The organism is Ferranicluibacter rubi (assembly GCF_011603255.1).
Lineage (GTDB): Bacteria > Pseudomonadota > Alphaproteobacteria > Rhizobiales > Rhizobiaceae > Ferranicluibacter > Ferranicluibacter rubi.
On record NZ_JAANCM010000007.1, the window covers coordinates 68,881 to 95,372 of the forward strand.

General features: G+C 62.6%; 26 protein-coding genes and 4 pseudogenes. 20 read left to right on the top strand and 10 right to left on the bottom strand.

Translation table 11 applies throughout. The features are described 5' to 3' along the window. Positions 1-40 precede the first annotated feature (40 nt). The 12 genes and pseudogenes from G8E10_RS14680 (at position 41) to G8E10_RS14730 (ending at position 8,738) form a co-directional block, all read left to right on the top strand. Positions 41-1,759 carry an ABC transporter permease gene (locus G8E10_RS14680; RefSeq protein WP_167129884.1) on the top strand — a complete coding sequence of 573 codons (1,719 nt, stop codon included), beginning with the start codon at positions 41-43 and terminating at the stop codon, positions 1,757-1,759. Next, entirely contained in the window at positions 1,756-2,787 is a 1,032-nt protein-coding gene (locus tag G8E10_RS14685; protein ID WP_167129885.1) for an ABC transporter ATP-binding protein, read from the top strand. The genes G8E10_RS14680 and G8E10_RS14685 overlap by 4 nt, the downstream gene beginning before the upstream one ends. A 268-nt stretch (positions 2,788-3,055) precedes the next feature. Further along, positions 3,056-3,199 carry a hypothetical protein gene (locus G8E10_RS14690; RefSeq protein ID WP_165917059.1) on the top strand — a complete coding sequence of 48 codons (144 nt, stop codon included), beginning with the start codon at positions 3,056-3,058 and terminating at the stop codon, positions 3,197-3,199. A 120-nt stretch (positions 3,200-3,319) separates the two neighbouring features. Next, positions 3,320-3,550 (top strand): hypothetical protein, encoded by a 231-nt coding sequence (locus tag G8E10_RS14695; protein WP_181425295.1) that lies wholly within the window; start codon positions 3,320-3,322, stop codon positions 3,548-3,550. Between the two features lie 85 nt (positions 3,551-3,635). After that, on the top strand, positions 3,636-4,283 hold the full coding sequence (locus G8E10_RS14700) for a plasmid pRiA4b ORF-3 family protein (protein WP_343289813.1): 648 nt from the start codon (positions 3,636-3,638) through the stop codon (positions 4,281-4,283). A 114-nt stretch (positions 4,284-4,397) separates the two neighbouring features. Beyond that, positions 4,398-5,600 (top strand): annotated as a pseudogene (locus G8E10_RS14705) (plasmid partitioning protein); the annotation flags it as partial. Positions 5,601-5,884: 284 nt separating this feature from the next. Then, a pseudogene (locus G8E10_RS14710) lies at positions 5,885-6,079 on the top strand (hypothetical protein); the annotation flags it as partial. An 83-nt stretch (positions 6,080-6,162) separates the two neighbouring features. Next, positions 6,163-6,408 (top strand): type II toxin-antitoxin system VapB family antitoxin, encoded by a 246-nt coding sequence (locus G8E10_RS14715; protein ID WP_110729215.1) that lies wholly within the window; start codon positions 6,163-6,165, stop codon positions 6,406-6,408. Further along, complete coding sequence (locus G8E10_RS14720) at positions 6,408-6,812, top strand: type II toxin-antitoxin system VapC family toxin (protein ID WP_110729216.1); 405 nt, start codon at positions 6,408-6,410, stop codon at positions 6,810-6,812. Before G8E10_RS14715 ends, G8E10_RS14720 begins: the two co-directional genes overlap by 1 nt. 590 nt (positions 6,813-7,402) lie before the next feature. Further along, on the top strand, positions 7,403-7,552 hold the full coding sequence (locus tag G8E10_RS26225; protein WP_343289803.1) for a hypothetical protein: 150 nt from the start codon (positions 7,403-7,405) through the stop codon (positions 7,550-7,552). A 31-nt stretch (positions 7,553-7,583) separates the two neighbouring features. After that, complete coding sequence (locus G8E10_RS26230; protein ID WP_343289804.1) at positions 7,584-8,072, top strand: hypothetical protein; 489 nt, start codon at positions 7,584-7,586, stop codon at positions 8,070-8,072. A gap of 354 nt (positions 8,073-8,426) precedes the next feature. Then, positions 8,427-8,738 (top strand): DUF736 domain-containing protein, encoded by a 312-nt coding sequence (locus G8E10_RS14730; RefSeq protein WP_167129886.1) that lies wholly within the window; start codon positions 8,427-8,429, stop codon positions 8,736-8,738. Positions 8,739-8,850: 112 nt separating this feature from the next. Here G8E10_RS14730 and G8E10_RS14735 read toward each other — a convergent pair whose 3' ends face one another. After that, positions 8,851-9,723 (bottom strand): helix-turn-helix domain-containing protein, encoded by an 873-nt coding sequence (locus tag G8E10_RS14735; RefSeq protein ID WP_167129887.1) that lies wholly within the window; start codon positions 9,721-9,723, stop codon positions 8,851-8,853. A 160-nt stretch (positions 9,724-9,883) separates the two neighbouring features. Here G8E10_RS14735 and G8E10_RS14740 point away from each other — a divergent pair, with 160 nt between their 5' ends. Then, positions 9,884-10,795 carry a DMT family transporter gene (locus tag G8E10_RS14740; RefSeq protein ID WP_110807988.1) on the top strand — a complete coding sequence of 304 codons (912 nt, stop codon included), beginning with the start codon at positions 9,884-9,886 and terminating at the stop codon, positions 10,793-10,795. 256 nt (positions 10,796-11,051) lie between these two features. Here G8E10_RS14740 and G8E10_RS14745 read toward each other — a convergent pair whose 3' ends face one another. Continuing rightward, positions 11,052-11,729, bottom strand: a complete 678-nt coding sequence (locus tag G8E10_RS14745) for a DJ-1/PfpI family protein (protein ID WP_132449357.1) — start codon at positions 11,727-11,729, stop codon at positions 11,052-11,054. Positions 11,730-11,803: 74 nt separating this feature from the next. On the opposite strand from G8E10_RS14745, the gene G8E10_RS14750 reads away from it, so the two are divergent. From G8E10_RS14750 to G8E10_RS14765, 4 genes are all read left to right on the top strand, one after another. Beyond that, positions 11,804-12,766: a GlxA family transcriptional regulator gene (locus G8E10_RS14750; protein ID WP_132449356.1), complete on the top strand. Its 963-nt coding sequence runs from the start codon at positions 11,804-11,806 to the stop codon at positions 12,764-12,766. Positions 12,767-13,244: 478 nt separating this feature from the next. Beyond that, complete coding sequence (locus tag G8E10_RS14755) at positions 13,245-13,556, top strand: DUF736 domain-containing protein (RefSeq protein ID WP_110729220.1); 312 nt, start codon at positions 13,245-13,247, stop codon at positions 13,554-13,556. A 68-nt stretch (positions 13,557-13,624) separates the two neighbouring features. After that, a complete protein-coding gene (locus G8E10_RS14760; protein ID WP_110807985.1) occupies positions 13,625-13,873 on the top strand; it encodes a hypothetical protein in 249 nt (82 codons plus the stop codon). A 285-nt stretch (positions 13,874-14,158) separates the two neighbouring features. Continuing rightward, entirely contained in the window at positions 14,159-14,296 is a 138-nt protein-coding gene (locus G8E10_RS14765; protein WP_167129888.1) for a hypothetical protein, read from the top strand. Positions 14,297-14,546: 250 nt separating this feature from the next. On the opposite strand, the gene G8E10_RS14770 is transcribed toward G8E10_RS14765, so the two are convergent. Continuing rightward, complete coding sequence (locus G8E10_RS14770; protein ID WP_167129969.1) at positions 14,547-15,257, bottom strand: DUF1173 family protein; 711 nt, start codon at positions 15,255-15,257, stop codon at positions 14,547-14,549. Between the two features lie 14 nt (positions 15,258-15,271). Here G8E10_RS14770 and G8E10_RS14775 point away from each other — a divergent pair. Further along, positions 15,272-15,628: pseudogene (locus tag G8E10_RS14775) on the top strand (ATP-binding cassette domain-containing protein); the annotation flags it as partial. A 109-nt stretch (positions 15,629-15,737) separates the two neighbouring features. Here the strand turns inward: G8E10_RS14775 and G8E10_RS14780 are convergent. Next, positions 15,738-17,348 (bottom strand): FAD-dependent oxidoreductase, encoded by a 1,611-nt coding sequence (locus tag G8E10_RS14780; RefSeq protein ID WP_343289805.1) that lies wholly within the window; start codon positions 17,346-17,348, stop codon positions 15,738-15,740. Positions 17,349-17,649: 301 nt separating this feature from the next. Beyond that, complete coding sequence (locus G8E10_RS14785; protein ID WP_167129890.1) at positions 17,650-18,342, bottom strand: hypothetical protein; 693 nt, start codon at positions 18,340-18,342, stop codon at positions 17,650-17,652. A gap of 57 nt (positions 18,343-18,399) precedes the next feature. Here G8E10_RS14785 and G8E10_RS14790 point away from each other — a divergent pair, with 57 nt between their 5' ends. Beyond that, entirely contained in the window at positions 18,400-18,717 is a 318-nt protein-coding gene (locus G8E10_RS14790; protein ID WP_425530844.1) for a helix-turn-helix domain-containing protein, read from the top strand. Between the two features lie 120 nt (positions 18,718-18,837). Here the strand turns inward: G8E10_RS14790 and G8E10_RS14795 are convergent, their stop codons facing one another. Continuing rightward, positions 18,838-20,511, bottom strand: a complete 1,674-nt coding sequence (locus G8E10_RS14795) for a type IV secretory system conjugative DNA transfer family protein (protein ID WP_167129891.1) — start codon at positions 20,509-20,511, stop codon at positions 18,838-18,840. Further along, positions 20,508-20,879 (bottom strand): mobilization protein, encoded by a 372-nt coding sequence (locus G8E10_RS14800; RefSeq protein ID WP_167129892.1) that lies wholly within the window; start codon positions 20,877-20,879, stop codon positions 20,508-20,510. Before G8E10_RS14800 ends, G8E10_RS14795 begins: the two co-directional genes overlap by 4 nt. A gap of 207 nt (positions 20,880-21,086) precedes the next feature. Here G8E10_RS14800 and traA point away from each other — a divergent pair, with 207 nt between their 5' ends. After that, positions 21,087-24,638, top strand: coding sequence for a Ti-type conjugative transfer relaxase TraA (traA, locus tag G8E10_RS14805; RefSeq protein WP_167129893.1), 3,552 nt, complete (start codon positions 21,087-21,089; stop codon positions 24,636-24,638). Positions 24,639-24,707: 69 nt separating this feature from the next. On the opposite strand, the gene G8E10_RS14810 is transcribed toward traA, so the two are convergent. The 3 genes and pseudogenes from G8E10_RS14810 to G8E10_RS14820 form a co-directional block, all read right to left on the bottom strand. Next, positions 24,708-24,968 carry a hypothetical protein gene (locus G8E10_RS14810; protein ID WP_281517596.1) on the bottom strand — a complete coding sequence of 87 codons (261 nt, stop codon included), beginning with the start codon at positions 24,966-24,968 and terminating at the stop codon, positions 24,708-24,710. Continuing rightward, a pseudogene (locus G8E10_RS14815) lies at positions 24,919-25,419 on the bottom strand (LLM class flavin-dependent oxidoreductase); the annotation flags it as partial. The pseudogene G8E10_RS14815 and the gene G8E10_RS14810, both read right to left, overlap by 50 nt. Before the next feature lie 93 nt (positions 25,420-25,512). After that, positions 25,513-26,487 carry a ketopantoate reductase family protein gene (locus G8E10_RS14820; RefSeq protein ID WP_167129894.1) on the bottom strand — a complete coding sequence of 325 codons (975 nt, stop codon included), beginning with the start codon at positions 26,485-26,487 and terminating at the stop codon, positions 25,513-25,515. Positions 26,488-26,492: the final 5 nt, after the last annotated feature.

The window sequence follows — 26,492 nt, forward strand, 5'->3', positions numbered from 1 at the left end:
CTCATGCGGGCGCCGTCTTCCGATACCCCTGGATACCGCGATGCCCGCCAGTTCACCGGCCGCCGGCCTTCTCAGACGTTCCGGCAGGCGCTGGCTGGCCTGCGCCGGTATCGTCGCGCTTGTCGTCGCGCTTGTCGTCGCGCTGCCGTTCGCAGGGCTCGCACTCGAAGCGCTGAAGGGATCTCCCGGGCTTTGGGCGCATCTGGTATCGAGCATCCTGCCGGTGGCGTTGGTGGATACGGTGATTCTTCTTGCCGGCGTCGGCCTTGTCACCGCCACGCTGGGCACCGCCGCTGCCTGGCTCGTCACGGCCTACGCCTTTCCCGGGCGGCGTGTGCTCGAAGGGGCGCTGCTCCTGCCGCTCGCGGTGCCCACCTACATCATCGCCTATGCCTATCTCGACATTCTCCACCCGATCGGCCCGGTCCAAGGCGCCGTCCGCTGGATGCTGGGTTATGAAAGCCCTCGGCAGTTCCGCCTTCCAGATATCCGATCCATGGCAGGCTGCATTCTGCTTCTCGGTTTCGTCCTGTATCCCTATGTCTATATTCCGACGCGGGCGATGTTTCTGACGCAGCCCGGCAATCTGATCGATGCCGCCCGAACGCTCGGGATATCGAGGCGTGCCGTTTTCTGGCGTGTTGCCCTGCCCATGGCACGGCCTGCCGTGGCCGTTGGCATCGCGCTGGCGTTGATGGAAACCTTGAACGATGTGGGGGCGGCCGAGTTTCTCGGCGTGCGAACGATGACGGTGTCGATCTACACGACGTGGATCACCCGCACAGACCTGCCCGGGGCTGCGCAGATTGCGCTCATGCTGCTTCTTATCGTCGTCGGGCTGGTAGCGCTCGAGCGATGGGCCCGGCGCAGGCAGGGCTACGCCGTCGATACGCGGCGCAACCACGGCATGACACCGGTTTCGGTCGCACCGTCGAAGGGCGTGCTGCTGCTTGCCGCCGGGCTTGTGCCTGTGCTGCTCGGTTTCGTTGCGCCCGCCATCTACCTCGCAATAGAAGCGTGGAAACGCTACCAGTTCGCGTCGCTCTCCGCTCGCCTCCTCCATGAGGCCGTCAACACGATCGTCATTGCAACGCTGGCGACGGCCGTGACGATCACGCTGGGACTTCTCATTGCTTATGCGGCGCGCCTGCGCCCGGACACCGGCTGGCTCCTGCGCGTGTCCACCCTCGGCTATGCCGCCCCGGGCACTGTCGTTGCCATCGGCGTTCTGATCGTGCTCGGCAGTGCCGACCAGCTTATCGACCGCGCTGCGCTCCAGTGGGTCGGCATCTCCACCGGCCTCGTGTTCCTGGGTTCCGGCGCTGCCGTGGTCTATGCCCTGACCGTGCGGTTCCTGGCCATCTCGGCCGGAGGCATCGAAGCAGGGCTTTCGCGCATCCCGCTTTCGCTCGACCATGCCGCCCGCACGCTCGGGCAGTCGCCTTCGGGAACGTTCCGGCATGTTCACCTACCGCTGTCGAAGACAGCCATAGCGGCCGCCGCGCTGCTGGTCTTCGTCGATTGCGTCAAGGAACTGCCGGCTACGCTCCTACTGCGTCCGCTCAATGTCGAAACCTTCGCGACTCATCTCTATGGCGAGGCCGCGCGCGGCACCTATGAGGAAGCCTCTATCGCAGCGCTCGCAATCGTCGCCATCTCTGTCCTGCCTGTTGTCTTCCTGTCCCGCGTCGGTGTCGCGGGGTCGGCATCATCGACGTCGGCGCGAAAAAATGAAACGATCGAGGATACGCGAACATGACGGAACCGGCCGTGCGGCTGAAAAAGGCGATACGCAGGTTCGGGAGCACCACTGCCCTCGATAATCTGTCGCTCGATATCCACCAAGGAGAGATCCTGTCGCTCGTTGGGCCCTCCGGCTGCGGCAAATCGACGCTTCTTCGTGTCATCGCCGGCGTGGAAACGCTCGATTCCGGGCATGTCTTCCTCAGTGGACGCCCCGTTGATGGTGATGGTTTCATCGAGCCTGAAGCCCGCAACGTTGGCTTCATGTTCCAAGACTACGCGCTTTTCCCGCATCTGAGCGTTCGTGACAACGTCCTTTTCGGCCTGAAGAAACGCAGGCGTACCGAGGCGGCAGCCCGCGCAGAAGATCTGCTCGGCCGGCTCGGTATCGCGCATCTGGCCGCCAGGTTTCCCCATGCGTTGTCCGGCGGAGAGCAGCAACGGGTAGCGCTTGCCCGGGCGCTGGCTCCCGAGCCCGGCATCATCCTTATGGACGAGCCGTTCAGCAACCTCGACCAGGGTCTGCGCCAGCGCGTAAGGGACGAAACCCTGTCAGTCCTGCGCGCCTCCGGAACCACCGTTATCATGGTGACGCATGATCCGCAGGAGGCTCTGTCGGCTGGAGACCGCGTTGTGCTGATGCGCGGGGGCGCGATCGTGCAGGTGGGAACGGCCTACGATCTCTACGACCGGCCGTTCGATGCCTATGCGGCGGCGTTCTTCTGCGCGCTGAATGCGGTACCCGGCCTCTTGCGCGACGGCAGGGTGGAAACCCCTCTTGGAACCTTCGCCGCGCCGCCTGCTCTGGCGCCGGAGGACGCGACGACGCTCTATATACGACCGGATGCGATCAACATTTCAACAAGTCCCGGGGCCATCCGAGCACGCATTCGGCGACGCGTCTTTCTCGGGGCAACAGAGCATGTCATGCTTCACGTCGAAGGTCTTGACCAACCGTTGACCTGCGCAACCTCAGCCCGCCTGCCCGAGGATGCAGACGTCGTTTTTATCTCGGTCTCGCCTGAAAAGGTCCTGATCTTCTGATACGGCTCAGGCCATTCTTCCATTTTCCGACCACTGCTCAGTCACTGCCAAAACCCATGGAATCGCGGCCAGAAACGAATTGCCGCAATCTAAAACTGCCTGACAGCATGCTCGATTGATGGATTGATAAGAGGGAAATGGATATCAAGCAGCGTGCCAAAAAGTCGCCGCTTATCGAACATGCGGATTTTACCGACTATAAGGCCATCATTAAGCGCGCCAATAAACTGGCGCATCTCGCGGCCAAGACGCAGTTGTCAGAAAGCTGGTGCTCAACACGGCACGCGAGACGGTCGAGCGTTTCCACGCCGTTTGGGAGGCGGAGAAGGCCAACCTGCCGATTGCAGGCAAGGTCCGCGAGATGATCGATGCGCACGCGCCGTCGATCGAGTTGTATCGAGAATGCACGTAGGCGAAAGAACAGGGCGCCATCCGAAGATGACGTGCTCGCAGGCTAGGCATTGATCCGTGAAAGGGTCGATGCTTCGCTTGCATATGCCGATAACGTCTTGTTCTGCGAGAAATGCAGTTCATGTTCGATCTTGCTGGCGGCCCGGAAGACAAGCTCGCCCAGCAGCGCGCTCTGATCCAGGTCTTGCAGATCGAGGAGCGGCGTATGGTGACGGAAAATGCCGCCTTGCTGAAGCGCATCCTCGACGCCGAGGCGGAGGTCGAGCGGCAGAAGCGTCTTAATGCCTGCCTGATCACTGAGCGCGATCGCGCCATGAAGCCGATGCCTCTCCCGCGCGGGCCAAAATCCTGATGTCGTCTGCGATTGCAGGTTGGTTACCGCGCTCGTCGAAGGACAATTGTCGTCCTATCTATTGCCCGCAACATTCGTGCGCGGCATGATCTGCCGCATGCTTGACCCCTTCGATCCAGACAGCTTCATCGTGCGCGCCGAGGTTCATATCCTCGGCATCGAGCCCATGATCAGCCGCACGCTCGAACTGCCCATCATTCTCAACCTCGCTCAACTCCACGAGTTGCTGCAGGCCGCCTTTGGCTGGACTGACAGTCATTTGCATCAGTTCAATATCGGAGGCCTTATCTACGGGGCACCAGAGTACGATGAGGATGGTCTGTCCGACAGCCGGACCTTCGAGGCGACCGAGGTTAGGATGATCGACCTTCACTTTCCCTACGATCCCGAGGAAAACCCTCTCACGATCCTCTATGTATACGACTTTGGCGATAATTGGCGTCATCTGCTGCGCCTGGAGCGCGTCGCGCGCGAGGAGAATGCCAAATATCCTCGCTGTATCGCAGGTAAACGTTCCGGACCTCCCGAAGATGTTGGTGGGACTTCAGGCTATGCTGACTTCCTCGAAGCCTGGCTCGATCCTGACCACGAGGAACATAATGCCATGCGCCGGTGGGTGGGTCGCAAGTTTCACCCGGAGACCTGCAATCTCGATGACATCAACAAGGCGATCGCCAAGGCCATGCGCGCATCAAAGGGCGGCTACCGGTTCCGTCGCGAAGCTCGTAATTGACAGACCCGAGAGGGTTTCGAAGCCAAAGATACAATCGAACTACCGCTCACAGCTGAAAAGTGCTTAGAATCAGTGTAATCCAGCCAAAAGGACACCTGACACAAAACCTAACCGCTCAACCCGGTCGACCAGTGGCGCGCGATCGAGCGGCTGGTCGCGCTCGGCTGGACCGAGGAGGCGATCGGCGTCGCCCTCGGCTTTCCTGCGCGCCAGATCCGCAAGCTCCGGCTTCTGGCTAACGTTCTACCTGCCATGCTCGACCAGATGGCCAAAGGCGACATGCCGGACGAGCGGCAGCTGCGTACGATCGCCGCAGCCTCGCGCGAGGAGCAGGTGGAGGTCTGGAAGAAGCACAAGCTAAAGAAGGGCGATCCGCAGGTGACCTGGTGGAGCGTCGCGCAGGGGCTGACGAAGACGCGCATGCTGGCGAAGGATGCGAGCTTCGACGACGCTGTCGCCAAGGCCTACGGCATCGTCTGGCAGGAGGACCTGTTCGCGCCCGCCGACCAGGACAGCCGTTACACCACCGATGTCGAGGCGTTTCTCGGGGTGCAGAACGAGTGGATGGCAAACCATCTGCCGAAGCGCGGCGCGATCGTGGAAACGACGCAGTGGGGCGAGGTGAAGCTGCCGCCCAAAGCCGAGCGCGTCTACGGCAAGCCTTCCAAGTCCGACCGCAGCGCTTGGTATCTCGACCGGGACGGCAAGGTCCAGTCGGGCTCGAGCGCGACGAGCTATGGCGGCAAGCGCCTCGCGCGCCATGCGGTGCAGCTTGTCATTGAGGATGGCACGCTGGAATTCGATCCGGGTACGCTGCGCGTTGCGGCCCGCTAGATGCTGATCGATGTGCTCTTGGCTCGCGTGAACCAGACGAACAGCGGGATCGTCGCGCAAATCGCCCGCGAGGCGATCGGCGCGGCCACGTTCCTGCCGGACATGGGCACCGAGGCCTTCCTATCGTGCCTGTCGGGTGGCGCGCTCGAAGGCTCCTGCAAGGACACGCCCGTCCTGCCGCGTGCCCGCGTCCGCGACACGCGTGCGGCTCTGGTGGAGCATTTCGGGGAGGCGCCGTTCGTCCACCCGTCCGCGCTCTTTGCTTCGGAGGCGGAGGCGCTTGCCGAATGGATGACGCGAAACCGCGCATCGGAAGACGGGGAGGTCGATGTTGACGGCCTGCCGGACGATCCGGCCGAATTCGAGGGCGACGACGCGGCGAGCGACGAAGGTGCGGACGACGCCAGCATCGTCACCGACGACGAACAGGATGGCACGGCGGCATCCGACGTGGCCGAGGCCTTCCGCGAGGCCGCCGAGTAGCCGCGCGTTTCCCTCTTCTTTTTTCCGAACGAATACCCGCCGCCGGCCGCATGCCGGCGGCGGTTCCGTTTCAAGTTCACGCGCATCGCGCCACACCAGGGAGGACCTCATGTCCGCACAGCACATCCACGACCTCGCGCTACTCGGCGCGATCATCTGCTACGCCGACGGTACGGCAAGACCGCCGGTGCATCACAGGCGCAAGCTCGCACTCTGGGAGAACACCAACAATGCCGTGCATCTGATCCGCAAGCAGCCGGGAGGCCATCGCGGGATCGAGGGCGCGCATGGCCGCCGAGGGCGCGGTCGCGGCCTACGAGCAGATCGTCGGCGAGCGCTGGAAGCCCTTCGAGCGCCAGATCGAGAACGCCGGTGCAACCGTCGAGCGCAAGGCTGCCGATCTCCAGATGGCGGCGCTCGCCTCAGCCAACGCGGGTAGGGCTTCGGCCCCGCCAGTCCACTGGGCGCTCTCGCTCTGACAAAGCCCGCACTCTCCAGCACTCTTGGCAATGTAGACGCAATCATCTACATTTAGTTTTAGCTGATCTACATAGAGGGCCTCATGCCGATCAACGTCAACAATCCGGAGGCCGATGCGCTCACGCGCAAGTTCGCGCAGATGGCAGGCCTCAGCATCACCGAGGCGATCGTCATCGCCATGAAGGAAGCGATCGAGCGCCGCCGCAACAGCGAGACGGCGCTTCAGACGGCCGCGCGGCTGCGTGAGAAGCACGGTGTCGCGCTGACGGAGGAGGCACGCAAGCCGCTCGACGGCCAAATCTTCGACGAGATGTGGGAGGACCGCTGATGTATGTCGACGCCTGCGCGATCATCGCGCTTCTGTCCGACGAGCCCGAGGCGGAGCGGGTGTCCACATCGCTGGCAGGCGCCTCCAAGCGCATCACCTCACCGGTCGCCATTCTCGAGTCCGTTCTCGGCCTCGCTCGGCCGGACAAGTTCGGGCTGAGCGTCGAGGCGGTGGAGCCGATCGTTCTTGAGTTCTTGGAGGCGCGCGGAATCGAGATCCGGGATCTGCCGCCGGCCAAACAAACGGTCGCCCTGTCGCTTTCAGCGGCGCAGCGCTATCGCGCCGGGCGGCATGGTCTCAATCTCGGCGACTGCCTGCACTATGCCTGCGCCAAATACTATCGCGTGCCAATCCTGGCGACGGCCGACGAGTTCAGAAAGACCGATCTGGACGTCGTGCCGTAGGCTGCAACCCAGATATCCTTGCGCTCTGCGGCTCACAGGCTTTCGTCAGAGGCGCTGATCGGGACGTTGACAGGCTCTTGACGCGACCCGCGCGCTCCGCATCCTCTTCCAGCGGGGCACGGCACGCTCCTGCAAGACGGATGGGAGCAAACGCATCCACGGTTTTCCTACCGGCAGGTCCACCGCCGGGGCGGGGCCTCACACCTCCGACTCCTTACTTGCGCGTTCTCAGCCTCGGCGCTGGCGTGCAATCGACGACGCTGGCGCTGATGGCGGCCAGTGGCGAGATCGGGCCAATGCCCGACTGCGCCATCTCGTCGATACCGGCTGGGAGCCGCGAACGGACTAAGACCATCTCGCCTGCTGGTGTCGCCGAACGTCCTGCCGTTCCCGGTCCATATCGTCTCGGCCGGGAACATCCGCGACAGCCTCATGGAGGCCGCAAGCGGAGAAGGCTGGGCGTCGATCCCGGCTTTCACGAAGATCGTGACGCCTGCATGAACCGAGGTGCCCATCCTCGACGAGGACGAGGACGGCGACCTGGTCGAGGTTTCCACACGGGCACGCCAACGGGAACGATCTCTATCTGCATGATCCGCCGCCAAGGCGCGGGCGACGTCAAGATTGTGCCGATCCGCATGAAGGTCCGCGAGCTTGCGGGCCTGACACGCCAGCGCTCGTCCCAGCATCCCGTCGTCGAGCAATGGCTCGGAATTTCGCTGGACGAGGTCGTACCATGAAACCTGCGCGCGAGGCGTGGCAGGTCGATTGATGCCGCTGATCGAGCGGCATATGACCCGGCACGATTGCCTGCGCCGGCTCAACCGGCACGGCTATCCCCCTCCACCGAAGAGCGCCTGCATCGGCTGCCCGTTTGATTTCGAAGCCGTATGGCGGACGATGCGCGACGAGGATCCCGAAGTCTGGTGCGATGCTGTCGCGGTCGATCGGGCGATCCGCACCGGCTTGCGCGGTCTCCGGGGCGAGGTCTGCCTCCACCGTTCGGAGGCTCCTCTCGACGAGGCCGACCTGTCGACCGCCGCACCTTTCGGGCTGAACCTTGCAGGGCGCGCGCCACCGTCGGCCTCGTTCGCAGTTAGCCGATGTCGAGGTGGGAAACTTGAGTTCCCGGCAAGGTTGCTTGCCATGTTGCGCGTTCGAGGGGTTTCGGGGGAGCGTTGCTCTCGCCTGCCATTGTCCGAAGGGGCGGTGTCGACGGTACGTTCAACGGAATCGAGTTCGGCAGTCGTGCAGCGGTAGCAAGAGCCTGCATCAATGGCGGTGTCCCCGCTGGTTGTGCTTCAAACAGTCGATGATAGACACACCTCGGTCGGGATCCTTCTGCGTTGATGATCGGTGCGCCCCGGCACGTCCTCGATGTATGGGTGTGACCGCAGGACGACTGCGTCTCGATCGCCTGACCGCAACGGCCTTCTGCGACTTTCTTCCCCTGCTCGCTACGCTCGCATTCCTCGCGATCCAAGAAAGCCGCTCTCGGCCGTCCTGCATTCCATTTCGGTCCCTTCGGGATGCGGTGGCGATCGCCAGCGGTCTTTGACACCCCATCGAGGTCGCGCAGGGGCGCGGCCCGAGCAAACCGAAAGGATCACGATCATGGCTGTCATCGGCGAATTCACCACCAGCGGCAACACCATCCTGGGTACGGTCCGCACCCTCACCGTCGGCTACAAGGCCCGTCTCAACCCCATCGACCGCACCTCGCGGGACGCGCCCGATTTCCGGATCATGAGCGGCATGGCCGAGGTGGGCGCCGCCTGGAAGGCCACGTCGAGCGACGGCGAGCCCTACATCTCGGTCAAGCTGGACGACCCGAGCTTCCCGTCCCCGATCACCGCGGCTCTCTGGCCGAGTGAAACCGACGGCGACTACGCCCTCGTCTGGTCCCGCCAGAAGCGCGACGCCTGACAGCGCAGAGGCCTCGCCCCCAAAGGGCGGGGCCACTTTCTTTCAGACACCGGATTGCCGGCGCCCGTGACCCGAGCGCGTGGTGCAGACAGGCAGAAAGAGGCGAAAAGGCTCAGGCGCGACCAGAAACGCTCTGTCGAAAAGCTGACGGCGTGGTGCCGGTCATCGTTTTGAACACCCGGGTCAGGTGGCTTTGGCTGCTGAAGCCGCAGGCCGCAGCGATCCGGGCGATCGGCTCGGTTCCTGTTAGAAGTGTCTTGGCATGGGCGAGACGCCTGTGAAGGACCCAGCTATGTGGCGAGACACCGCAACTGACACGGAACATGCGCTGCAGGTGGAATTCACTAAGGCCGGCGATGGAGGCAAGATCCGGCAAGGTGATCTGTGTGTCGAGATGCGCCTCGATGTAGTCGGTGACGCGCCGGCGCACAGCAGGGGCCAAGCCGCTTTTGACGGATATGGGCCGGGTTCCGCCATAACGCGAATCGACAAAAAAGCTGGCGAGGGCGGTTGCGATGGCCTCGTCGGCCAGCAGCGTGTCGCCGGACCTCGCCGCATGGGCGACGCGGCGCAGCGCTCCGCCAAGTGTCGGCGCGTGGTCGAAGGTCGCCTCTGGCACCACCATCAGGCGGCAGTCGCGATCGAAAGTTTCGGCAAAAAACCGCCGCATCTCCTTATCCGGCATGTAAACGTGGACGAATGTGAAGACGTCCGTAATGTCCCATTCCGAAGAGGCGCCTTGCGGCATGACACAAAACGCACCCGACCAGCCGTTAACATCGGCTCTGTCGATACGACGGGTACCGGATCCACCTTCGAGATACAGGCTGAACGTATGGCCGCCCGGCCTCTCGTAGCACATCCGGTCATGGGCGTTGCGCCAGATGACCGCCGACTTGCCAAGTCCGAGATCCAGCGCATCGGTGGCATGCGCACAAGGCGAGGCCGAAAGAAAGCTGAAGACGGATGGGTTGATGACGGACATGAAGGAACTCTTTGCGAAACGAGCCCCATCCTATCTCAGAGTGCCGTGCATGCCAGCATAGAGGTAGACGTCGGCGCTGCGGGAATCCATTTTACCGCAAGAATCTGCAATAAGGACCACTGTTTCCCTCGTATTCGTCGATCATCACAGCGAGGGAGTCATGGTCAATATCATTCTGTTCGTCTCGACCGTCATAATTTGGGGCACGACGTGGATCGCCATAGCCATGCAGGTCGGGCCGGTGCCCGTGCTGGTTTCGGTGTTTTACCGCTTTGCCACGGCCGCCTTCATTTTCCTTGTCGTGCTCGGCGTGCTGGGCAAGCTCAAGGTTCCTGCTGCCCGGCACCAGCCATTCATCCTTGCCCAGGCCCTCTGCCTGTTCAGCTGCAACTTTATCTGCTTCTACAATGCTGCCAGCTATGTGCCGTCGGGGCTGATCTCGGTGATCTTTTCACTGGCGACGATCTACAACGCCATCAATGCCCGGCTGTTCTTCGGCGATCGGATCACGGCGCGCACGGTGCTGGCGGCAGCGCTCGGCGCCTCAGGGCTACTTATGCTGTTTGGCCCGGATATCCTCGTGCACTTCGATATCGATACCTGGAAGGGCGTTGGCCTGTCGGCGCTCGGGACGCTGCTTTTTTCGCTGGGAAACATGGTCTCACGCCGCAACAGTGCCGCCGGGATCGCGCCGGCCACGGCCAACGCCTGGGGCATGACCTACGGCGCCCTCCTTCTTCTGATTCTCATTACGATCACCGGCACGCCGGTTATCGCGCCGCCCGACGCCCGGTATCTGATGGCGATGCTCTATCTCGCCGCGGTCGGCTCGGTCGTCGGCTTTACCACCTACCTGATGCTGGTTTCGCGCGTCGGCTCATCGCGGGCAGCTTATACGACGGTGCTCTTTCCGGTCGTCGCCTTGTCGCTCTCGACCCTCTATGAGGGCTATCACTGGACCCCGCTCGCGATCATCGGCCTCGTCCTGACACTTGCCGGCAATGTGGTGATCTTCGCGCGCCCGACGACGCGGTCGGCAGTGCCAGCCCCGGCAAGCGCGTCATCGCATTGAAATCGACCGTTCGCGCCCAACCTCGAGCCAAAGAAGCGCCTTCTGTTGCGCAGCTTGTAGAGCGGGGCGCAAACGGACGCCGAACCGAACTTCTTTATCCTTGATAGAGCGAGCGGCTGGGTGTGTCGGCGTCGCGTCTCAAGGGTGCATGATTTGCCCGATGCGGCTCTCGCACGTCGCCGAACCTTCCAACCCGTGAAGGAGCTTACCACAGCCTACGACATCCTCCTGAATGCCGCAGACCTGCTGATCGAGCTCATCCTTTCGCGGATGTAGCAGAGAGAAGCGCTTCTCGCTCTCGTCGCGAACCGGACATGCGAGCCTTGGCAGCCGCCAGCACGGAGGGCGAGGCCGTTTCGGGGAGGCCCGAGCCGAAGGGCGGTTCCGGCGCGTACTCCAACGAGAGCTGAATCGTCTCGGCTTCCTCGCGCCCCAGAAGCTCTGCAACGACGGCAAGGCCGAAGTCGATCCCCGAGGTCACGCCGCCTGCCGTGATGAGCGATCCGTCCCGGACGACCCGCTCCTTGACGGGCATCGCCCCGAAGCCCTCGAGAAAGTCGTGCGCGTTCCAGTGCGTGGTGGCACGACGACCCTCGAGAAGACCGGCGCGCCCGAGGACGAGCGAACCCGTGCAGACTGACGTCACGAAGCGCGCCTTGGCCGCCTTGTCCCGCACGAAGGTCAACGTCTCGTCGTCGGTGAGGAGCGCGTTGACGCCTGCGCCGCCGGGCACGCAGAGGACGTCGAAGTCTGGCGCATCGGCAAAACGCATGTCGGGCTGCAGCCAGAGACCGGTCGAGGCTCTCACGGGTTCGAGATCCTTCCACACGAGATGGACCTTCGCGTCCCGCGCAGAGGCGAAGACCTCATAAGGACCGGTCAGGTCCAACTGTTGGACGGCGGGAAAGCAGAGAATTCCGAAGTGATGCGTCATAAGCTCATTCCTTTCTTGACGGGACGAGCTTACCGCAGCAAGGATTGGCCTTTACGCCAATCATCGCTCGTTTCATGCCAAATGATCACCCCCATCGTATCGAGATCCTCGCCTTCGCGAACGCCCAGCTTCTGGATGTGACAGGGCCTGCGCAGGTCTTCGCCACGGCCAACGATCTCACGCCGGCAGGAGTGCCAAAGCCCTATGCGATCTGCATCGTCTCGACCGACGTGGAGGTCGTGACGAGCTCCGGCATCGTTCTGCGATCCACGACCCTTGCAGAAGAGGGGGGTGGGGGAACCCTCATCGTCTCCGGCGGCTATGGCGTGAATGCCGCATGCAGCGATACCGCACTCCTCGACTGGGTTCGCCGACGCGCGGCCATCGCATCGCGCACCGCTTCCGTCTGCAGCGGTGCCTTTCTCCTCGCCGAGGCCGGCCTTCTCGACGGCCGCCGCGCGGTGACGCACTGGGGCAGATGCGCCGAGTTCGCCGCCCGCTTTCCCGCGGTCCGCCTCGATCCTGATCCGATATTCGTTCGCGACGGACAGGTCTGGACCTCAGCAGGAGTGACGGCCGGCATCGATCTGGCTTTGGCGATGGTGGAGGCCGACAAGGGCCGGCCGCTGGCTCTGGCGATCGCACGCCAGCTCGTCGTGTTCCTCAAGCGGCCGGGCGGCCAGGCGCAGTTCAGCGCCGCGCTGGCCCTTCAGGAATCGGACGGCAACTTCGAGGGGTTGCACGGCTGGATAGCGGATCATCTCGACCGGGACCTGTCACTCGGCGCGCTGGCAGACCAAGCCGGCATGAGCCTTCGCTCCTTCTCTCGGCGCTACCGCCAAAGCACGGGCCGCACCCCGGCTGACGGCGTCGAAACCATCCGTTTCGAGAGCGCGCGGCAGCTTCTGGAAGATGGCGCGAGTGTGACGCGAACGTCGGCACGCTGTGGCTTCGGATCGACAGAAACAATGCGGCGCGTGTTCCTTCAGCGGCTTGGTGTCGGCCCCAATGCCTACAGGAGCCGGTTTCATGGTTGAGCGAGCCTGAACCTCGTGCCTTCGAGGGTCTATCTAGACGTCACCTTTGTACGCCGAGGCATCCAGAAGAGCGGCGTCGGCGGTGCGTATACGTTGATCTAGCCGAGCTTGCTGGTGACGCAACGCCCAAGCCAGTGCCAAGAATGTGTCCCTGCTGGTTGTGCTTCAAACAGTCGATGATAGACACACCTCGGTCGGGATCCTTCTGCGTTGATGATCGGTGCGCCCCGGCACGTCCTCGATGTATGGGTGTGACCGCAGGACGACTGCGTCTCGATCGCCTGACCGCAACGGCCTTCTGCGACTTTCTTCCCCTGCTCGCTACGCTCGCATTCCTCGCGATCCAAGAAAGCCGCTCTCGGCCGTCCTGCATTCCATTTCGGTCCCTTCGGGATGCGGTGGCGATCGCCAGCGGTCTTTGACACCCCATCGAGGTCGCGCAGGGGCGCGGCCCGAGCAAACCGAAAGGATCACGATCATGGCTGTCATCGGCGAATTCACCACCAGCGGCAACACCATCCTGGGTACGGTCCGCACCCTCACCGTCGGCTTCAAGGCCCGTCTCAACCCCATCGACCGCACCTCGCGGGACGCGCCCGATTTCCGGATCATGAGCGGCATGGCCGAGGTGGGCGCCGCCTGGAAGGCCACGTCGAGCGACGGCGAGCCCTACATCTCGGTCAAGCTGGACGACCCGAGCTTCCCGTCCCCGATCACCGCGGCTCTCTGGCCGAGTGAAACCGACGGCGACTACGCCCTCGTCTGGTCCCGCCAGAAGCGCGACGCCTGACAGCGCAGAGGCCTCGCCCCCAAAGGGCGGGGCCACCTTTCCGCGAGATTGGCAACTGGAGCATTGACATGGCCGAACCATCCACACCCACCCGCGCCCCGAACGCCGAGGACATCCCCTCTTGGCCCGACGGCGCCTGGGCTCACCTCGGTGAGGTCTGGCGCCGCGACTTCGACTGGAAGTCCGACGATTATGAGGTCGTCCTGCTGAAGGACACCGTGCCCCTGCGTGAACTCGTGATCCTCGACGAGCTGAGCTCACCCCCGTCGTCCCATCGCTCGGCGGCGGCGACCGTTCACCCCCCGCCAGCCGAGTGATGCGACCGTGAACGCCGGATCCGTATCTGGCGGAGATCATGATCAGTTTCTCAGTGGCGCCGCTTCGCGTCGCAGGGGTGCCGACGGGTGCCACACTGGACCTTTCCCTCTCTGATAGAGCGGCAGTGTACGGCTCGGCGTCGCGCCTCAAGGACGCACGGTTCCCCCAAAATGCTGCGCATTTCGGCTCCCCCATGCGCCGGCTCCGCCGGTCGCGTGCCGCGATCCTTGACCCACTTCCTTCTCACACGTTGCCGGACCTCCTTATCAACGAAGGAGCTTCCCATGACCTACAACATCTTCCTCGACATCGCTGAACTGCGCGCCGAGCTGGCTTCCTGCTACCTGACCAAGCGCGAGCGCGCCGAGAGCCTGAAGCGCCTTGCGATCCTCATCGAGCGGGCGAAGGAGGCGGAGGCGTAAGCCTCCCCTCCCATGTCGGGACGGTGCTGCCGCCGGTTGGACGCGCAGTTGTTTGATCCGCGCGATACAGTCACTGGCGCCTTCCGCCGCAAGGGCCCTCGGCGGCGTCCCTGTTCCGACTCTCCAGCGGAGCGGTCTCTGCCCGCGCTGAGAGGGGGCGATCGTCCGCTGCAAATATCCGATGCGAGATGCTGACGTCACGGCAAGCACTGCAATGAAGGGCCGAAATCGGCCGCTCGACGAGCAATCGTTACACGGGCAGGTCCGGCATGGCGCCGTCCCTGACATTCCAGACCCAGGACGTCATCCCGCTTTCCTCGGCGCGGGCTTCGCGAGCCTCGCAATAGGCACTGTCGATATCGTCTGGAACGATGTACATGGCGATCGGCGGCGCCTGGTCGGGACGCAGCAGGAGGCTAGCCATCGGCGTGGAGCGCGGCGGCTTGTAGCGCAGCATCTTCACGATGCTGGCGCCGCGAAACGTCAAGGCGTCCATTAGCGCCAGCTCATAGCGGCTGTCGAACGGAATCCACCGATCGGTGACGACCATCAGCGCGATCTCCTCGACCCCCGCAATGCCGGCGGCGTCGATGCCGAAGGTTGCCACCGCCATCAGGTGACTGCCTTCCGTCGCATTCCACAGTGACAGTTCGGTTTCGAAGACCCGGTTCATGCGACGATGAAAGTCGTCCGACGGCATGAACGGGTATCGCGGCGCGTGTTTCATCGTCATCCGGACGCCGGCCCGTGCCGGAGCAACCTCCTTCACCTCGCCGATCAGCAGCGCCAAAGAGCGGCGCTTGCCCTGCGACCGGACGGCCTGGCAAAGGAACGTGTCGCGGCGTGCGGCGATGTCGGTTCCCTTGTCGGCGTCGAAGAATTCCGGCATGTAGAGCATGTCGGCCAGTCCCTTGCCTTTGGTGGGTTTCCCATCGGCTGCTTGTATGAGGAATTTTCGGATAACCGCCTAGTTGCAGGGTCGCCATCGCCCGCGCCCTTATTCTAGAACCCCGTATTCTCCTGCTTGATGAGCCGACGTCCGTTCTCGACGTCTCCATTCAGGCAGAAATCCTGAACCTTCTCAAAGACCTCAGAAAACGCGAGAACCTGACCTACATTCTCGTGAGCCATGATATGGCGGTCGTCGCGCATCTTTGCGACCGTGTCGCCGTCATGCAAAGCGGCATCTTTCTAGAGACGGTGACGAAGAAGCAGATCCTCGAAGGCACGGTGACACACCCATATACAAAGGTGCTGATGGACGGGAGCAGGGGCTACATGCCGAAGACGCCGATCGTCGCACACCAAAGTCCTGTTGAGATTGCCGGTTAGCGTCCGCTTCTCTCAACGATGGGCATGCCTCGCTCTCGGAAAACCGATGCGATTTTCGATATAGCCCGATGCCAGTCGCGCCACCTGAACTGCCATTGTTGGTTGCATCCTAAAATTTCAGAATCTGACCGGCGGCGGATAATGTGCTCCGCAGCTTGTTGACGTTGACCTCACTCACTCGGCCACCCGGTGCAAGAGCCGCAGCCGCGCCTGCTGCCTGTCCGAGAACCATGAACGTCGGCTCGACGCGCACCGATGTGAAGGCGGCATGGCTTGCCGAAAGGGCGACGGGGACAATGAGATTGGTCACTTGCGAGGTCTTCGGCAGCATGGCGCGGTAGGGAATCTGGTAAGGGCCAACGCCGATGCTTTCGCGGGACTCGTCTGCGATGAAACCACTCAGAACGGTTCTGATCATGCCATGTTCGTCCATGGGATAGAAGCCGAGGCCGATCGCGTCGTTATACGTTGTCTTCTTGGCGAGATTGTTCTGCGTCAGGACGAACTGGCCGACAAGGCGCCGAGACTGGCGGACATACATCTGATACGGAATTCCGCCATTGTCTTTGAATTCATCGGCGCAGTATCCGAATTTCGTCATATATTGGCGGACATTCGCAGGAACGCGCGGATCCGTCTGCGCAAACCACATCAGGCCTGTGATGTGATTGCGCACCTTTGCACGGATCTCCTCGCGCTTGGCTTCCGTCCCGGTGGTATAGTCGTAGCCGATGTGCCAGACATTGGTCGAGAAATAGCGCGTGGAATTAACGTCGAGCTTGCCATTGACCGTCATGCCACGGCCGAGGAAATGGGCCGCGTCCACGCCTTTGCCGGCTGCCTTCAAGGCCTGCAGGAACCTTGCCGTCGTTTCGTATCGGAGCGGATCATAGTCGGCAGGCCTTGTGAAGGGGATACGGTTGCCGGCCTCTTCTGTCACGCAGAGCCGGTAGTTGAAGGCCATCATGCTCGTGTCTGCAGAGCCGAGAGGTTTCTGACCGACATCGATCACGCCCGGTAGGAGGCCGCTGTTCCGGTTGCCGGCGATGACATAGGGATCGACGAGGATGGCTTTTCCTTCAACCTCGGGCCGTTTCAACTTCTGGACGCCTGCAGCGCTCTCGCCATATTTTGCACGACTTTCCCGACCGACGATCGTTTCGGCGCCAGATTTCAGTGTCAGATCGCCTTCATAGCTGGCATCGACGAAAACTGTTCCGCAGTAAGCCTTGCCCGATAGCATGGTGATTTCGGTCAGCGCTTTTGAAACCCGCGTTGCCTTCAAGACACGCTGCTGCAGCTCGACCTTCACTTTCGCAGACGTCAGCATCGCGTTGAAGGTCGACTCCGCCCACTTCGATTCGAAGTAGATCCGGATCGGATCCGGCGTGCCATAATGCGCCTTCGCCTTGTTGAGAAACTCGGTCGTGATGCCGCCATAGACATTCTTGCGGGGGGATGCGTCGGTCTTGGTCAAACCGCTCGACAGCATTCCGCCGACGTGAAGCGTAGGTTCGAGCAAAATAACGCTCTTCTTCAGACGCGCCGCCTGAATGGCGGCCGCAATCCCGCCGGGCGTTCCGCCATATACCACGACATCAGCGCGCTGACAGGCGGCGTAAGCCGGCGCGGCAGCATACGATAAAAGTAGAGCAAAGGCTCCGCTGACCAGCCTTACGTAACTAGCTTTGCCATCCATAGAAAACGCTCCCATCGCCATCTCGGATCCTTAGAGGTGTTCGTAATCGAAAACAATCTCAGTTCGGCAGCCACGTTTTGATTGCTCGTCATCGACGACGACCGCAGCTTGTTATTGATCCTGCGGAATTATACCGCGATCCATGATGTGAGGACTGCTTGTCGCGTCAGTGGAAGTCGCCTCTCTTTTGACCGTTGGTTGCACACAAGGAGCAAAGCTATAACCAGCGACAACGAGAAGCTTGCGAACCATGATCACGTTCCCTGGCGTGGAACCGTGCGCAGCGAACTGAGCGAGTGGATCCGGATACCTTTGTAAAACATCAACGCCCGCAACCGGATCGTTGACGAGGCTCGACGAGTTCCTTTAGCATCCTGCGCAATTGAGGCCACGGCTCATGCCCATGTATGAGCCGTGGGTCGTGCAGCACAAGCAAGCAGTGGAGCTTGGCAGCGACCTCCATGAGGGAGGACGGCGGCATCAGTAGTACCACGTTGGCGGAAATACCCGCAGAGCGATCGAGGTCCCTTTCCCCCCTGACGGCAGCGCTGTACCCTATGCGAGCGTCGGCCTTTTTCCAGGCTTGCCGCCTTTGGCGTAGTGTCGATCGTGCGGCGTCGAGCCGACCTGCGTCGATCCTGGAGGACAGGTGTCGGATCTCCGCGTATGTCGTCGCAATTTGAGGCGGCTCACCTTCAAGTCCGTCGATCGCTACAGACGGATAGCCATCAAGGTCTGCCAATAGCCTGTCGCGCAGCGTCCGTACCCTGCGACTTTGGCGCAAATGCTGCTGATGGAGGCTCCACCAACGCAACCAGATTTCTCGTACCGGAGCGGGCCCTCTTTCCGTCCGAGGCGCCATGTCAGTGAAGCGCTGCTGCAAAATCTGCGCTGTGTGTGAAAGAAGGTTTCGCCGCGTGATGATGTTCGGCGCGTCTTCGGCCTTGTGCCTTGTTGAGTTGTTCTTTTCAATCGAGATTTCGGGCAGAGTTCTGCTATTCTCGGAATCAGCCATGATCCAAGCTCCTGTAAGCTAGATTGTGGTCAGGCTGCTCTTGGTGGTGCGAACACCATGGGCAGCCGCTTTACAACATGGGAGACTACCTTTGCAGCTCAGAATGGGCAAGCTAATTCACAACAGGGTTGTGAAATGAACTTTATGCAGTGCAAGCTGGCGCGCGTTTCGTTGGGCTGGGGTGTGAGAGAACTTGCGCTTGCAGCCAATGTTTCGACGCAGACCATCAGTCGGCTTGAAGCGGGTGGGCAACTTCGTCCCAGTACGGTAGACGGCATCAGAAAAGTGCTTGAAGATGCCGGGATAGAGTTCATCGCTGAAAGCGACGATGGCGGCGTCGGAATCCGGCTGAAAGCCAGATCCTCTGGCACATAACTCAATATGGGGCCGCCTACTGAACCGACAGGATTGTGCAGTTGCACAGTGTTTCTTGCCCTATCGTTGTGCGGACGCAAGTCTCGTTACGAGACCGCTACCTACCTCTAGGATTTGTTCTCATGCTGGATCAAACGCGCCTGCGAACTCCGGATCGGAATGATAGACGAGCTTGCGCGCGACGATCGGACGTTGCCCGGCAAGGAACAGAAGCTCGACCTCCTTTGGCAGATTGCGCACCTCGTCAGGTGTCATGAGGGCACGGCCGGTGTGCTGCTGGCTGAGCGAGATGCCAGGATCGCTCGCATCGAGATTGCGTCCCATCGTCTGGAAGACGACGGTCTCCTGTCCAAGGAGATCGGAGATCAGCCGGGCACTCTCGTGATCGTTGACGCCGAACACCTGAAGGACGCCGGCATTCGACAGGAACGTGCCTGCTCGCTTCTCGTAAGTCGCGCGCAGCTGATGGATGTCCTGCAGGATCGGCCAAAGCTGGACGCCGTAGCCGGCCATCAATCCCATGGCCTGGCTGACGGGCGCGAGATACCCAAGGCTTGCGAACTCATCGAGAAGGAAGAGCACGGGGACATCCGGCTTTTGCCGATCGCGCGCCATGTCCGTGAGGCTCTGGGTCACGAGCAGGCGCAGCCAGCGGGAATAGGCCGAAAGCCGATCTGGCGGCAGCACGAGGAACACCGTGGCGTGGCCCGCTTTCAGATCGGCAAACCGGACATCGGATCGTGCGAGAACAGCCGTCATGCGCGGACTGTCGAGGAAGTGCGTGTGACGCTGGGCGGATGACAGAACACCGGCCGCCTCGCGGTCGGATTTGGCAAGATGACGGTTGGCGGCACGCGCAACAAGGTTGCCGGCAGAACTGGCGCCTAGGGACACCTGCATGGTCTTCAAAAGCGCTGCAAAGGCACCGGGATCAAGGGTCAGATTGTCGCGCAGGGTGGCAAGCGTTCGCCGGGCTGGCGGCTCGTTAGTGACGATGTGAAGGATCAGACCGGCGATCAGCGCTTTTGCCTCTTCGTTCCAGTGCGCCTCGCCGGACAGGCCCGGCTCGTCAAACACCAATGCATCGGCAAGCGTGCTTGCGTCCTCGGCCACATCGACGCTGTCGGGATCGATCTGGTCGAGCGGATTGAAGGTCGAGGACGGTCGACCTGTGACACCGAAGGGATCGAGAACATGAACCGGTCCGAAGCGTTCACGCGCACGCCCTGTCACCATCGCGTTCTCGCCTTTCGGATCAATGCAGATCACCGACCGATCCGCCGTCAGCAGGTTCGGGATGATGGTGCCGACACCTTTGCCGGACCTCGTCGGCGCCATGGTGAGGAGATGGGCCGGTCCGTCATAGCGCAGAAGTTTGCCCGTTCTCGGATCGCGACCGATCAGCAAGCCCGAGGGCGCGTTGATGAGTGGCGCGATGTCTCTGGTGGTCGCAAGCCGGGCCGAGCCGTGCGTGGCATCGTCGCTTGAGCCGAAGTGCAGGATCAACGGTTCGCTGATCACGCGGAACACGAAGGCGAACGCAACGAGGGTCAAAACGATGTTGCCGAGATACCAGAGCGCTTCATGCGTCACACTGCCCGCGAGCCGTAGCAGATAGTCGCGCGCGACAACCGCAGCCAAGAAAACGATCATCAAATAGACGGCGGCCCTTGCGACCATCTTCCAATAGCGGAGAGGTGCCGCGATCAGGGCGACGATCGCCCAGAGCGGATCACGGGACACTTGCCGCATCATGTTGCCGAAGGCGTCAAAGGTCCGGGTCATTCTGTTCATGGCGCCACCTCGCCTTCCGTCTCACCTTGCCTGTCCGCGCCATTGCTGCCCGTGGTCGCAGAGGATGTCGTCACTTGATCTGATGGAAGCGGGCTTGATGGAAGCGGATCCGGTTGCAGCAGATCGGCAAAGAGCGCGTGATCGGCCTCGCGTGTCAGGAAGCCTGGCAGCTCGCGTCTCAGCCAGTCATCGAGCTGCCGTGTGAACGTGCTGTTGCCGCTTGTCTGAAGCCGGTGAAGCACCAGTGCGCCCAGCAGGATCTTGCGCCTTGTCTCTTCCGATCGCTCCTGCTTTCCCAACCGGGCTTTGAGCGTTTTGCGCTGGGCCTCGATCTGGGCCAGCCGTTCCCCAATGCTCTTTCGCGCCATGCCGACGTCCTTTCTGATCCGGGTCTTCCACATCAGGGGGAGGCTACGGAGCGGCTGTCGCATCGGCAATTTGGTGAATCCTACAAATAGCGGCACCCTGTGAGATCCCGTACGAAGAGAGCGAAGCGAACGAGGCACAAGGGCGCACTTACGAGTTGCTGCGCAACTCAAGTGGCCGATGGCGCACCGGGAAAGGCGACCACGGGTATGGCGATCTACCATTGCAGCATGAAGCCGATCGCGCGCAGCAGCGGCCGCAGCGCGGTGGCGTCGGCTGCCTATCGCGCGGCCGAAAGGCTCACCAACGCGCGCGATGGCCTGACCCACGACTTCCGCGCCAAGCAGGGCGTCGAGCATGCCGAGATTGTCCTGCCCGAGCCGGGCGCCGGCACCATGGGCGTGAATGCCGCATGGGCGCAGGACCGGTCGGCCTTGTGGAACGCGGCCGAGAAAGCCGAGAACCGCAAGGATGCCCGCGTTGCCCGCGAGTTCGAAGTGGCCCTTCCGCACGAGCTATCGGCGCAGCAGCGGATTGATCTGGCGCGGACGTTCGCTCAGGCGCTTGCGGACCGTTACAGTGCGGCTGTGGATTTTGCCGTGCATTGTCCGCATCCAGACAGCGATGTGCGCAATCATCATGCGCATCTCCTGATGACGACGCGAGAGGTGACAGAGCGCGGTCTTGGCGACAAGACGGTGATCGAGCGGGAGAACAAATGGCTGTTGTCGAACGGGCTTCCCACATCGCAGATGCAGCTTCGCGATATCAGACAATCGTTCGAGCAGATCACCAATCACCATTTGGCCAGGGCCGGTCTCGATATCCGGGTCGATCATCGCAGCCATGTCGAACGGGGACTGGAGATCACGCCGACCGAACATGCCGGCGTTCACGCGACACAGATGCAACGCCGCGGCCAGGATATCTCTCGCGCGCGACTGGATGAGGATGCCGCCAGGCGCAACGCCGATCTCATTCGCGAGAAACCGGAGGAGGTATTGGCGATCATCACAGGCGAGAAGAGCGTCTTTGACCGCCACGATGTCGCGCGTGCTTTGCATCGATACATCAACGACGATGCCCAAGCGTTCCAGAACGCGTTCGCAACCGTCATGGCCTCGCCGGCACTGGTCGCGTTGCAGCCGGAACGAACGCATGACGCGACCGGCAGGATTGCGCTCGCGCGCTATTCGACGCGCGAGATGGTCGAGATGGAAAGCGGGATGGCGAAGAGCGCCGAAAGGCTGCAGGCAGCGCGCACACATGGGGTCGCTCGTCAGCATATCGATCATGCGATCCGCCGCCAGAATGCGGCCCTTCGAGCAGGCATTGCCAGCGATACGGTAGCAAAGGTCGAGCGTGGCGAGCTGGACACCGCAGAGCGCGATCGGCGCCTTTCCGCGGCGCGGTTGTCCGCAGAGCAGCAGGCGGCGATCGAACATGTCACGGGACCTGAGCGTATTGCGGTTGTCGTCGGCTATGCCGGTGCGGGCAAGTCGACCATGCTGACGGCCGCGCGGGAAGCCTGGCAGCGCCAGGGCTATCAGGTGCAGGGTGCAGCACTGTCGGGGAAGGCGGCGGAAGGCCTGGAAGAGTCGTCCGGCATTGCCTCCCGCACGCTCGCCTCCTGGGAGATGCGGTGGCAGAACGATCGTCAGCTGCCTGGCCGCCGGGACGTGTTCGTGATCGACGAGGCGGGCATGGTCGGCAGTCGCCAGCTTGCTCATTTCGTTCGCGAGGTCGAGCAGCGCGGAGCAAAGATCGTTCTGGTTGGCGACCACGAACAGCTGCAGGCGATCGGAGCCGGCGCGCCGTTCCGGGCGATCGCTGAGCAGATCGGGCACAGTGCGCTCTCCGACATCCGTCGTCAGCGCGTGGACTGGCAGCGCGCAGCATCCGTGTCGTTTGCCACGCTTAAGACGGCAGAGGGACTGGCGGCGTATCGGCGGCATGGCGACATCCGGTTCAGCCAGACGGTGGATGATGCGCGGTCCGCCATCGTGCGCGACACCGTTGCGGACCTGGAGGCCCGCCCGCAGGGCAGCCGGGTTGCCATGGCGCATCGCCGCGCCGACGTCTCCGCCATCAACGCCGATATCCGTTCAGCGCTTCAGGACACCGGACGTCTGGCACGCGGCGGGGAGAATGGTGAGCTGTCGTTCCAGACGAGCAACGGTGCGCGCGCCTTTGCACCCAGTGACCGGCTGGTGTTTCTGGAAAACGATCGGGATCTCGGCGTGAAGAACGGGATGCTCGGGACCGTGCGGACCGTCGAGCCGGACGCAATACAGGTTCAGCTCGACGATGGTGCTGGTCGCGGTCAGAACAATGACCGCATCGTCACCATACCCACCAAAAGTTACCAGTCCTTTGACCATGGCTATGCGACCACCATCCACAAGACGCAAGGCGCCACCGTCGATCGTGCGTTTGTGATGGCGTCGAAGACGATGGACCGTCACCTGACCTATGTCGCCATGACGCGGCATCGCGACAGCGTCCAGCTCTATGCGAGCCAGGACGCGTTCACAGACGCGAGCGCCGGTCGGCTGGTGGCGTTCGGTACCGCACCCTATGCCCACGATCCCAAAAACCGCGACAGCACCTTCGTCACGATCAAGACGGACAAAGGCGAGACGCAGACGATCTGGGGCACGGATCTCAAACGCGCGATAGAGGTCGCAGCGCCAGAGGTTGGTGCAGCGATACGGCTTGAGCGCGTCGGCTCGGATCCGGTTCGGCTTCCCGATGGAAGCACCGTAACACGCAACCGCTGGAACGTGCTCACCGGGGAGGATCTGGCATTCCGGCAGCTCGAGGAGCGGCTCAGCCGCTCGGGCGTCAAGGAAACGACGCTCGACTACACCAGAGACTTCGCCCATCGCCGGGGGATTGCGGAAAAGGCTGGCATTCGCAGCGAGATCGCGGTGGATCTTGCCGACATCACGGGACAGGCGCGCAATGCATCCAGCGAGCGAACCGAGCACGCCACAGTGTCCGAACGCCCAGCACCCCTCGTGCCCGCCATCACGCGTTACGACCGCGGTATCGAGGACGTCGCGCGCGAGAAGGCCGCATCGGTAATCGAGCAGAAGTTCGGGACCATTGCGTCGCTCGTGCAGCAGGTGTTCCGGGATCCGGAGAGCGTCGTGCGCCAGCTGCGCACGGGCATCACCGAGAAGACGGGGAGGGGGAAAGAACTCGCGACGATCATGGCCAAACAGCCGGAGCGGTTCGGGGAGCTGCGTGGCAGGTCGGGGCTGCTTGGGGAAAATAAGGAGCGCAAACAGGCAACGGAGATCGCAAAGGCGGTGGCCGCCCATATCGGCCACGTCTCGAAAGCCTGGGAACGGCGCCTGGATGCGGAGCGGGCGTCGGAAACCTGGCAGCGCGAGAAACGCGATGGCGTCGAGGTGCCCGGGCTGACACCTCGCAGCTTCGAGCTTATTGTTCAGGTGGAAAAGGCAGCGATCGACAAACAGGGTCCGCTCATCGATCAGTTGCGGTCAGCGCCGGAGGGGAGGATCGCACTGGACGAGGCAAAGCGGGTGGCTGATGCGCTGACGCTTCGGTTCGGGCATTCCGATCCGCGGAACTTCGCCTCCGAGCTTGATAAGCGGCCTGAGATCGCAAAACAGGCCGAGACGATCAAAAGCGTTGCCCGTATTGTGGAGCGCACCCGCATGGCGGAGCTCACGCGGGATCATACGTTGAAGCAGCGGCTCAGCCGAACGAAGGGGCTCGGGTTGAGCCGGTAAGGTGATGAGCGGACACGAGCTCGTGTTCACGGATTGGCCGAAAAGATGGCGTAGACGCTCTTAGGTCCGTCAAACGGTCCGGACCGGAAACATGTCCTCGCCATAGTGATGCAGGCGAGTGTAATGACGGCGGCAGAGCCAGCGGACGTCGAGAGGGTCGTCGTACTGGTCGTGATGCGCGTCAACCGTGTCGATGCCGCAGACCTTGCAGGGTTGTCTGGCAAGATCGCCCGCTTTGACAGCTCGCTGCACGGCCAGGTGCGCACCATACTTTGCCGCCGATGCGCCGCTGCACGGTGGAGCCGGAGACGTGGAAATAGCGCCCCGCATAGGATACGTCCTCCTCCGTCGAGAGACGGCGTACGAGCCGCATGAACGCCTTCGTTCTCGCGTAGCGGTCTTCCTGGTCGCCCTCACTGTCGCCATAGGCGGCAAGATCGTCCTTGCCGGAGACGATGTTGATGCGGATGTGACCGCCGCTTAAAGCGTCGAGCGTGGCGGCCGACGCCGCGAAATGGGCCGGAGACCAGTAGCCGGCGCGCACCGCGATCAGCGGCTCGAAGGTTTTTGTTCGCGCAACGAGCGCGGTCGCCACCGTGAAGGTATCCGGACGACTCCAGCCGGTGCCGATCAGCGCGCCCGTCCAGCCACTCTCCTCCAGACCCGTCGCCTGTGCTGTCAGGGCCTCTAGACTGTCATGTCCCTCCACCGCCACATCCCCACGATGCCCAGCTTTGGTATCGTTCGGAATGTACCAGAGATAGTTGGCTCCACGCCCCATCATCCGCTCTTCAAGCCTCGGGACAGGCCTGATACGTTCGCTATTCGCTATTTACGACTGCCGACTGCCGACGACCTAGATCCGGCTCACGGCTCACGGCTCACCAACCACCTCGATCCCCACAGATCCCGGCCGCCCGCCATCCCGCGCCAAGCGGGCAACGGCCTGCTGCAGCGCCTCGCTGAGCGGCGCGGGGATGCCGTGGAGGCGGGCGAGACGGACGATTTCGCCGTTGAGGTAATCGACCTCGCTTGAGGAGCCGCGGGTAAAGCTCTGCCACGTCGATTGTTGTCCCTGCTCGATGCCGCTGTCTTCGGCCACGTGCCAGCCGGAGATATCGAATGTCCGCTCGGAGGGGACAGCCGGGTCGAGGCCTGCGGCGTGCAGCACGGTGCGCGCCTCGTCGGCCACGCGGGCGGCAATGGCGGCACGGGCGTCCGGGGTGGCGGCGAAGAGTTCGGTGGCGTTGGTCACGTTGTGGATCAGCTTTTCCGCCTTCCACCGCGTGATGTCCGCCCGCGCCTCGGTGAGATAGCCTGCCTTGGTCAGGTCCGCGACGATGTCCCGGGCGGTATCGTCGAGACCGTGAGGATAGCGGCCAAGTGTGACGATGCCGAGGTTCGGCGCACCGCCAACCACGACTTCGCCGGTCACAGTGTAGCGTGCGGGAATCTTGACGCTGGCGGCATAGACGCGGGAAAATCGCCGCAGCGCGATATCCTCAGCCGCAAGCCCGTTCTGCACCGTCACCAGCGGTAGATCAGCGGCGAGGCCGCCCCCTTCCACTGGCAGCCACGCCCAGAAGGCGGTTGCCGCCTCCACATCCTGCGTCTTCACGGTGAGAACCAGAATGTCGTCGGGCTTTAGCACCGGTGGCGTCGCGGTGTTCACGGCCTGAAGCCTGATCTGGCGCGTGCCGTGTGGACGGCGATAGGTCAGGCCGTGCCGGGCAATATGATCGATCTGCACGCCACGCCCGACGAGGACATAGGCGATGCCGTGGGTTTCGAACTCCGCGGCGAGGCTTGCGCCCACGGCGCCGGCGCCGATGATGATGTAGCGGGTCATGGCGG

Bases quoted from the DNA above. Each gene is read 5' to 3' on its own strand.
- G8E10_RS14680 (WP_167129884.1), top strand. From the start codon at position 41: ATGCCCGCCAGTTCACCGGCCGCCGGCCTTCTCAGACGTTCCGGCAGG.
- G8E10_RS14685 (WP_167129885.1), top strand. From the start codon at position 1,756: ATGACGGAACCGGCCGTGCGGCTGAAAAAGGCGATACGCAGGTTCGGG.
- G8E10_RS14695 (WP_181425295.1), top strand. From the start codon at position 3,320: ATGTTCGATCTTGCTGGCGGCCCGGAAGACAAGCTCGCCCAGCAGCGC.
- G8E10_RS14700 (WP_343289813.1), top strand. From the start codon at position 3,636: ATGATCTGCCGCATGCTTGACCCCTTCGATCCAGACAGCTTCATCGTG.
- G8E10_RS14715 (WP_110729215.1), top strand. From the start codon at position 6,163: ATGCCGATCAACGTCAACAATCCGGAGGCCGATGCGCTCACGCGCAAG.
- G8E10_RS14720 (WP_110729216.1), top strand. From the start codon at position 6,408: ATGTATGTCGACGCCTGCGCGATCATCGCGCTTCTGTCCGACGAGCCC.
- G8E10_RS26225 (WP_343289803.1), top strand. From the start codon at position 7,403: ATGATCCGCCGCCAAGGCGCGGGCGACGTCAAGATTGTGCCGATCCGC.
- G8E10_RS26230 (WP_343289804.1), top strand. From the start codon at position 7,584: ATGCCGCTGATCGAGCGGCATATGACCCGGCACGATTGCCTGCGCCGG.
- G8E10_RS14730 (WP_167129886.1), top strand. From the start codon at position 8,427: ATGGCTGTCATCGGCGAATTCACCACCAGCGGCAACACCATCCTGGGT.
- G8E10_RS14735 (WP_167129887.1), bottom strand. From the start codon at position 9,723: ATGTCCGTCATCAACCCATCCGTCTTCAGCTTTCTTTCGGCCTCGCCT.
- G8E10_RS14740 (WP_110807988.1), top strand. From the start codon at position 9,884: ATGGTCAATATCATTCTGTTCGTCTCGACCGTCATAATTTGGGGCACG.
- G8E10_RS14745 (WP_132449357.1), bottom strand. From the start codon at position 11,729: ATGACGCATCACTTCGGAATTCTCTGCTTTCCCGCCGTCCAACAGTTG.
- G8E10_RS14750 (WP_132449356.1), top strand. From the start codon at position 11,804: ATGCCAAATGATCACCCCCATCGTATCGAGATCCTCGCCTTCGCGAAC.
- G8E10_RS14755 (WP_110729220.1), top strand. From the start codon at position 13,245: ATGGCTGTCATCGGCGAATTCACCACCAGCGGCAACACCATCCTGGGT.
- G8E10_RS14760 (WP_110807985.1), top strand. From the start codon at position 13,625: ATGGCCGAACCATCCACACCCACCCGCGCCCCGAACGCCGAGGACATC.
- G8E10_RS14765 (WP_167129888.1), top strand. From the start codon at position 14,159: ATGACCTACAACATCTTCCTCGACATCGCTGAACTGCGCGCCGAGCTG.
- G8E10_RS14780 (WP_343289805.1), bottom strand. From the start codon at position 17,348: ATGGCGATGGGAGCGTTTTCTATGGATGGCAAAGCTAGTTACGTAAGG.
- G8E10_RS14785 (WP_167129890.1), bottom strand. From the start codon at position 18,342: ATGGCTGATTCCGAGAATAGCAGAACTCTGCCCGAAATCTCGATTGAA.
- G8E10_RS14790 (WP_425530844.1), top strand. From the start codon at position 18,400: ATGGGCAGCCGCTTTACAACATGGGAGACTACCTTTGCAGCTCAGAAT.
- G8E10_RS14795 (WP_167129891.1), bottom strand. From the start codon at position 20,511: ATGAACAGAATGACCCGGACCTTTGACGCCTTCGGCAACATGATGCGG.
- G8E10_RS14800 (WP_167129892.1), bottom strand. From the start codon at position 20,879: ATGGCGCGAAAGAGCATTGGGGAACGGCTGGCCCAGATCGAGGCCCAG.
- traA (WP_167129893.1), top strand. From the start codon at position 21,087: ATGGCGATCTACCATTGCAGCATGAAGCCGATCGCGCGCAGCAGCGGC.
- G8E10_RS14810 (WP_281517596.1), bottom strand. From the start codon at position 24,968: ATGCGGGGCGCTATTTCCACGTCTCCGGCTCCACCGTGCAGCGGCGCA.
- G8E10_RS14820 (WP_167129894.1), bottom strand. From the start codon at position 26,487: ATGACCCGCTACATCATCATCGGCGCCGGCGCCGTGGGCGCAAGCCTC.